The sequence below is a fragment of the Conyzicola sp. genome (assembly GCF_046714715.1).
Lineage (GTDB): Bacteria > Actinomycetota > Actinomycetes > Actinomycetales > Microbacteriaceae > Conyzicola.
Genome location: NZ_JBKKAD010000076.1, coordinates 21,172 through 27,996, shown reverse-complemented (window position 1 = coordinate 27,996; position 6,825 = coordinate 21,172). Strand labels below are relative to the sequence as shown.

8 protein-coding genes are annotated in these 6,825 nt (G+C 69.8%); 5 read left to right on the top strand and 3 right to left on the bottom strand.

The window, feature by feature from the left end; translation table 11 throughout:
* Nucleotides 1-1,976: preprotein translocase subunit SecA (locus ACLQ6X_RS06220; RefSeq protein WP_411699304.1), on the top strand; the 1,976-nt coding region annotated here is incomplete at its 5' end.
* Between the two features lie 94 nt (nt 1,977-2,070).
* Here the strand turns inward: ACLQ6X_RS06220 and ACLQ6X_RS06215 are convergent.
* Nucleotides 2,071-2,538 (bottom strand): Rv3235 family protein, encoded by a 468-nt coding sequence (locus tag ACLQ6X_RS06215; protein ID WP_411699303.1) that lies wholly within the window; start codon nt 2,536-2,538, stop codon nt 2,071-2,073.
* A 149-nt stretch (nt 2,539-2,687) separates the two neighbouring features.
* Here ACLQ6X_RS06215 and ACLQ6X_RS06210 point away from each other — a divergent pair, with 149 nt between their 5' ends.
* Complete coding sequence (locus ACLQ6X_RS06210; RefSeq protein ID WP_411699302.1) at nt 2,688-3,323, top strand: hypothetical protein; 636 nt, start codon at nt 2,688-2,690, stop codon at nt 3,321-3,323.
* Nucleotides 3,324-3,338: 15 nt separating this feature from the next.
* Here the strand turns inward: ACLQ6X_RS06210 and ACLQ6X_RS06205 are convergent, their stop codons facing one another.
* On the bottom strand, nt 3,339-3,632 hold the full coding sequence (locus ACLQ6X_RS06205; RefSeq protein WP_411699301.1) for a helix-turn-helix domain-containing protein: 294 nt from the start codon (nt 3,630-3,632) through the stop codon (nt 3,339-3,341).
* A gap of 87 nt (nt 3,633-3,719) precedes the next feature.
* On the opposite strand from ACLQ6X_RS06205, the gene ACLQ6X_RS06200 reads away from it, so the two are divergent.
* Genes ACLQ6X_RS06200 through ACLQ6X_RS06190 form a run of 3 tightly spaced genes read left to right on the top strand, consistent with a single transcriptional unit; the run spans nt 3,720 to nt 6,335 of the window.
* Nucleotides 3,720-4,364, top strand: coding sequence for a hypothetical protein (locus ACLQ6X_RS06200; protein ID WP_411699300.1), 645 nt, complete (start codon nt 3,720-3,722; stop codon nt 4,362-4,364).
* On the top strand, nt 4,361-5,578 hold the full coding sequence (locus ACLQ6X_RS06195) for a CpaE family protein (protein ID WP_411699299.1): 1,218 nt from the start codon (nt 4,361-4,363) through the stop codon (nt 5,576-5,578). Before ACLQ6X_RS06200 ends, ACLQ6X_RS06195 begins: the two co-directional genes overlap by 4 nt.
* A gap of 37 nt (nt 5,579-5,615) precedes the next feature.
* Nucleotides 5,616-6,335, top strand: a complete 720-nt coding sequence (locus tag ACLQ6X_RS06190) for an AAA family ATPase (protein WP_411699298.1) — start codon at nt 5,616-5,618, stop codon at nt 6,333-6,335.
* Here the strand turns inward: ACLQ6X_RS06190 and ACLQ6X_RS06185 are convergent.
* Complete coding sequence (locus ACLQ6X_RS06185; RefSeq protein WP_411699297.1) at nt 6,300-6,818, bottom strand: GNAT family N-acetyltransferase; 519 nt, start codon at nt 6,816-6,818, stop codon at nt 6,300-6,302. The two genes, ACLQ6X_RS06190 and ACLQ6X_RS06185, sit on opposite strands and share 36 nt — an antisense overlap.
* Nucleotides 6,819-6,825 lie beyond the last annotated feature (7 nt).

The following is a 6,825-nucleotide window of genomic DNA, read 5'->3' as shown; positions in this document are numbered from 1 at the left end:
ACACACCGCTCATCTCGTTCCTCAACAACTCGATCAAGGCATCCGCCCTGTTCAAAAAAGACAAGGACTACGTCGTTATGAACGGCGAGGTGCTCATCGTCGACGAGCACACCGGCCGTATCCTCATGGGCCGACGCTACAACGAGGGTATCCACCAGGCGATCGAGGCCAAGGAGGGCGTCGCCGTCAAGGCCGAGAACCAGACCCTCGCCACCGTCACGCTGCAGAACTACTTCCGCCTGTACAACAAGCTGTCGGGAATGACCGGTACCGCCGAGACCGAAGCCGCCGAGTTCATGGCGACCTACAAGCTCGGCGTCGTGCCGATCCCCACCAACAAGCCGATGCTGCGCAAAGACCAGAGCGACCTGATCTACAAGAACGAGCAGTCAAAGTTCGAGCAGGTCGTCGCCGACATCGTCGGCCGCCACGAGAACGGCCAGCCCGTGCTCGTCGGAACCACGAGCGTCGAGAAGAGCGAACTGCTCTCGAAGATGCTCGCCAAGCGCGGTGTGAAGCACGAGGTGCTCAACGCCAAGAACCACGCGCGTGAAGCATCGATCATCGCGCAGGCCGGCCGCCTCGGCGCCGTCACCGTCGCCACCAACATGGCCGGTCGAGGCACCGACGTGATGCTCGGCGGCAACGCGGAGTTCCTCGCCGTGGCGCACATGAACAACAAGGGCCTCAGCCCGGTCGACACCCCCGACGAGTACGAAGCCGCGTGGGACGACGTCTTCGCCGAGGTGAAGACCGAGGTGAGCGAGGAGGCCGAGCGCGTCGTCGCCGTCGGCGGACTCTACGTGCTCGGCACCGAGCGCCACGAGTCGCGCCGCATCGACAACCAGCTGCGCGGTCGCTCCGGTCGACAGGGCGACCCGGGTGAGAGCCGCTTCTACCTCTCGCTGCAGGACGACCTCATGCGCCTGTTCAACTCGGGAGCCGCCGAGGCGCTGATGGGCCGCGGCAACGTGCCCGACGACCTGGCCATCGAGTCCAAGGTCGTTAGCCGTGCCATCCGCAGCGCCCAGTCCCAGGTCGAGGGCCGCAACGCCGAGATCCGCAAGAACGTGCTCAAGTACGACGACGTTCTCAATCGCCAGCGCGAGGCCATCTACGGCGACCGCCGTCACATCCTCGAGGGCGACGACCTGCAGGACCGCGTCACGCACTTCCTCGAAGACGTCGTGACCGAGGTCATCGAGGCGCACACCGCCGAGGGCCACTCCGACGAGTGGGACTTCGAGGCGCTGTGGACCGAGCTGAAGACGCTCTACCCGGTCGGCATCACGATCGACGAACTGCTCACCGAGGCGGGCGCCCGCGGCAAGGTCACCGAGGCGTTCCTCACCAAGGAGATCCTCTCCGACGCCAAGGTCGCCTACGACAAGCGCACCGCCCAGCTCGGCGAGCCCGCCATGCGCGAGCTCGAGCGCCGCGTGGTGCTGTCGGTCATCGACCGCCGCTGGCGCGACCACCTCTACGAGATGGACTACCTGAAGGACGGCATCGGCCTGCGCGCCATGGCGCAGCGCGACCCGCTCGTCGAGTACCAGCGCGAGGGCTTCGCCCTGTACCAGCAGATGATGGGGCAGATCCGCGAGGAGACCGTCGGCTTCCTGTTCAACCTCGAGGTCGAGGTGACCGGCGGCGGCGCGAACGCGTCCGCCCCGATAGTCGCGGCCAAGGGACTCACCGGCAACGCGGCTCCCGCCGAGCGCCTGAGCTACTCAGCCCCGAGCGAAGAGGCCAACGGCGAGGTCGAGGTGCGCAACCAGCGCGGCCAGGTCGAGAAGGCCGCGACCGCGCGTGCCCAGCAGGCGCAGCAGTCGAACCCGACGCTGGCCCGCGCCAAGGCGCCCGCCGCGGCGGCGCCCGCGAAGAAGGGTGCCTTCGGCCAGTCGACGGATGCCCCGGCCGAGACGGCAGCGCCCGTCAACCGCCAGCAGCGTCGCGCCCAGGACAAAAAGAAGTAACAGCGCGAGCGGCTGATTGAGCCTGTCGAGATCCCCACGATGTATGTCGCGGGAGATTTCGACAGGCTCAATTTGCGTTAGGGGCTCGACCCCGTCACAGCACGTTGATGGCCGTCGCTCGCCATCTCGTGTCGAAGCCCTCCAGCCGCAGGGCCACGGCGCGGGTTCTGGCTTTGCCGATCACGATCACGACCGCTTCGACGACGCCGTCGCGCGGTTCGCAGATCGACATCGACCCGATGGCGAAGTTCGGCGCCCTGGCCACCTGCCCCTTGGCCTGCCGCGCGCGGGTGGAGAGCACGACCCGTTTGAGCAGGTGGCGGTAGACGTCGTCGTCGACCCAGCGCGCGATCTGCTCGAGGTCGCGGGCGCCGGCGAGAATCTCGATGACGCAGCGGGTGAGGTTCTCGAGCAGGGGCTCGGGGTTGGGGAGCACCGCCCGCGTGGCCGGCTGGACGCCGAAGAACTCGTCACCGTCGTAGGGGGCGTGGATGGGTTTCGACGGCAGCACCTCGTGCGCGTCGTCGTGATCGTCTGCTGTCTTGCGGGCCGTCGCGCTCAAACCGGGCTCCCCTCGATGTGCTAGCTGAACGAAGGCCCCCGAACGGGGGTGCATCGACTCAAGCAGAGCCGGGGCATGCGCAATCCCGCCCTACCGAAATCTGTGGATAACCGGTACTGTCCCGCCGCCGGTGTCGCTAGGGTCGGCGCATGCGGTGGGACAGCCTGTTCGACGACCTCGAGGGTCAACTCGAGCAAGAGTTGCGCGCCGAAGAACTCGACGAGCACGCCGAAGAGGAGCGCCTGCGCATCGGCCGGCTATCGGTGCGCGACCGGTTGCAGGCCATCCACGACGGCGCTCGGCACGACGGGGCCGACCATGACGGCGCGCAGCACGACCGCGACCGTGCGGTACGCGTCATCCTGAACTCGGGCGAGCACGTGACTGTGCGTCCCCTCTCGTTCGGGCGCGACTGGCTCACCGCGCAGCTGCTAGGCGAGACGCGCCGCGCGGCGCAGTGCGTATTGCCGTTGGCCGCCATCTCGTCGCTGGTGTTGACGCGCGCGCAGGTCGAGCTGAGCCTGGCGCCCGGTTCTGCGCAGCCTCCGGCGGAGTCGACGCTGGCGTCGCGGCTGACCCTCCCGTTCGTGCTGCGCGACCTGTGCCGCCGGCGCGCCCCGATCGACGTGCGCACCGCGCTCGGCGACGTGCACGGCACGATCGACCGGGTCGGCCGCGACCACCTCGACCTGGCGACGCACGGCAGCGACCGTCCGCGCCGCGAGTCCGCCGTGATCGACTACCGCACGATCCCGTTGCACCAGGTGCTGCTCGTGCGGTTGTGACGCGAGCGCGCGCGGCTACTCCGCGTCGTCGCGCGGGCGCGGCTCGCGCTGGCCGGCCAGTTCGGGGATGTTGCCGAAGTCCGACTGGTTCCACAGGCTGAGGCGCCTGGCCTCTTCGTATTTGGCCTCGATGAACGATTCGAGCACCGACCGCTCGACGCGCCACTGGCCCTTGCCGCCGATCTTGATGGCGGGCAGTTCGCCGCTGCGCACCAGCACGTAGGCCTGGTTGAGCGAGACATTGAGCACCTCGGCCGTGTCGGACAGGGTGAGAAAGCGCCCCAAATTGCCGATGTCGCTCTGGTTCATGCATCGATTATGGTCGCGCCACTGTGCACGAAACCGACGTGTGGATAACTTTTTCACGGATGTGCGCGGGCCGTCAGCATGGTCACCATGACCAGTGCAGCCCGCGACCGCGCCCCCAGGCCCGCGCGCAAACGGTTCTGGTTCGACCCGCGTTTCGCTATCGGGGTGGTGCTCGTCGCGGCGTCCGTCGTCGGAGTCGTCTCGATCGTGGGCGCCGCAGACACCAGCCTGCTGGTCTACGCCGCGCGCGAGCCGCTGACGCCGGGCGACCGCATCGACGGCGACGACCTCGTGGCGACGAACGTGCGTCTCGACGGAGCCGCCGAGCTCTACCTGCTGCCGAGCGACCTGCCCGACGACGGTCTCGTCGTCACCAAGCCGGTCGCCGACGGCGAACTCGTTCCCGCATCCGCCGTGGGCTCGATGCTGGGGGAGCAGCAGACCGCGATCGTTCTCGCCGTGAACGGCGAGCTCGCAGCATCCGTCGTCGCGGGGTCGGGCGTCGACGTCTGGAGCGCCCGTCAGATCGGCTCCGGACTATTCGAGGCACCCGCGGTGATCGTGTCGGCGGCGACCGTCGTGCGACTGGTCGACCGGGAGGGGTTCGTCGTCGACGACGGTTCGGCGGCGATCGAGGTGCTCGTGCCGCGGTCGCAGATCGCACGCGTGCTCGAGGCGGTGGCCAACGACGACGCGATCTCGGTGGTGCCCGCCAGTCTGCCGGGCAAATGAGACTCGCGATCGGGGCGCCCGAACCGCACGACGCGCGGCTCGCGCGGGAGGCCGCCAGGCACGGCCACGAGATCGTCGCGAGCGCCCGGGGCGCCGACGAGTTGGGCGACACGCTCGACCTCGCCCGGCCCGACGCGGTCATCGTCTGGGCGACCGCCGACTTCCTGAGCTACGGGCTGCTCTCGCAGTGCGACGCGCGCGGGGTGCGCGTGCTCGCGGCGGTCTCGAACGACCAGGAGCGCCGCTACGCGAACGGCATCGGACTCTACGACCTCGTCGACGGCGAGGCCGAGTGGCCGGAGTTCGAGCGGCTGGCGCGGGGCGACGTAGCAGCACCAGACGACGAACGGCGTGACGGTCGCGGCACGGTGATCGCGGTGTGGGGTCCGGCCGGTTCGCCGGGTCGCACGACGCTGGCGGTCGGCATCGCGGCCGAGATCGCGGCGGCCGGGTTCTCGGTCGTGCTCTGCGACGTCGACACCCACAGCGCCTCGGTCGCGCCCGTGCTCGGGCTGATGGACGAGGCGCCGGGTTTCGCCGCCGCGTGCCGGCTCGCCGGAGCCGAGAGCCTCACCCGTGCCGAGCTCGAGCGCATCGGCCAGCGCTACGAGAACGGCCCGGCGGGCTTCTGGGTGCTCACCGGCATCGGGCAGCCGAGCCGCTGGCCCGAGCTCTCGGGCGAACGGGTGCTCGCCACGATCGCCGAGTGCCGGCGCTGGGTCGACTACGTGGTGCTCGACACCGCGTCGAGTCTCGAGAGCGACGAGGAGATCTCGACCGACATGTTCGCGCCGCGGCGCAACGCGGCGACACTCGCGGCGATTCGGGAAGCCGACCACGTGGTCGCTGTCGCATCCGCCGACCCCGTGGGGCTCTCGCGCTTCCTGCGCGCGCACGGCGACCTCGCCGACGTGGCGGTGACCCTCTCGATCACCGTGGTGGCGAACAAGGTGCGGGCGAGCGCGATCGGTCTCGGCGCCTCGGGCCAGGTGACGCAGACGCTGTCGCGGTTCGGCGGCATCGAGGCGCCGGTGCTGGTTCCGTGGGATATTCAATCGACGGATGCCGCGGTGCTGAGCGCGCGCACCCTCGCCGATGCGGCGCCCAAGTCGGCAACGCGGCTCGCGATCAAGCGGCTCGTGTTCGACCGGCTGCTTCCGGCGACGGCCGTGCGGCGGCGCGCCGTCGCGGGGTCGCGATTCTGGCGACGCTAGTGCTTATGACGTCGGTGGGCTCTGCGAAGCTGTGGGCATGCAGTTCTCCCGGTTGCCCGTGCGGTCCCTCGGCGAGCATCCGCTCAACCCTCTCGACCGCGCCGTCTGGCCGGCGACCCTGCCGCCCGTCGCGCGCGTGCTCGACACCGGGCTCGAGCTCGGCGCGGCCACGATCCTCGTGGGCGAGAACGGCTCGGGCAAGTCGACGCTGGTCGAGGCGATCGCCCTGGCCTACGGTCTCGGTTCCGAGGGCGGGTCGACGGGCGCGATGCATTCGACCCGGGCGACCGAGTCCGAGCTCTGGGACCACCTGCAGCTCGTGCGCAACGCGGGCGCGAGCAAGCGCGGCTACTTCCTGCGCGCCGAGACGATGCACGGCTTCTACACCTACCTCGAGGAGCACCCGGGGTCGCGGCCCGACATCCCCTTCCACGAGCGGTCGCACGGCGAGTCGTTCATCGAGCTCGTCGCCGACCGTTTTCGCGGGCCCGGCCTCTGGGTGCTCGACGAGCCCGAGTCGGCCCTGTCGTTCTCCGGATGCCTCGCGCTGCTGCGCCTGCTGACCTCGCTGCTCGAAGACGGCAGGTCGCAGGTCGTGCTCTCGACGCACTCGCCGGTGCTCGCGGCGTTACCGAGCGCGACCGTCTACGAGGTGGGCGAGTGGGGACTGCGCGAACGGCCGTGGATGGACCTCGCCCTCGTCGACGACTACACCCGCTTCTTACTCGATCCGCAGGCGTTCCTCGGCGAGGTCTAGGCGGTAGACGCTCACCGCCACGCCCGTCGGCGTCACGTCGTCGCGGTCGAAGACGAAGCCGAGACGCAGGGCCAGAGTGACGGATGCCGCGTTCCGCGGGTCGATCACCGCGATGAGGTGGTCGCGGGCGAGCGACGAGCGCGCCCAGCCGATCCATGCGCGGCTCGCTTCGGCGGCGAGCCCGCGTCCCTGCGCGGCGGCCGCGAGAACGTAGCCCAGCTCGACCTCGTCCCAGCCAGACCAGTAGTGCAACCCGATCCGCCCGAGGAACGCGCCGGTCGCCCGGTCGATCACGGCGCTCTGCCCGTAGCCGTGCTCGCGCCAGACCGCGGCGAACCGCGCGGCCTGCAGCGGGATCGTCTCGGCGGTGAGCGAATCCCCGCCGACGTACCGGGCGACGTCGGGGTCGGAGTACAGCGCGATCAGGTCGGCGGCGTGCTCCGCGGTGAGCGGAGGCAGCAGCAGGCGTTCGGTGGAGAGCACGGGCGAC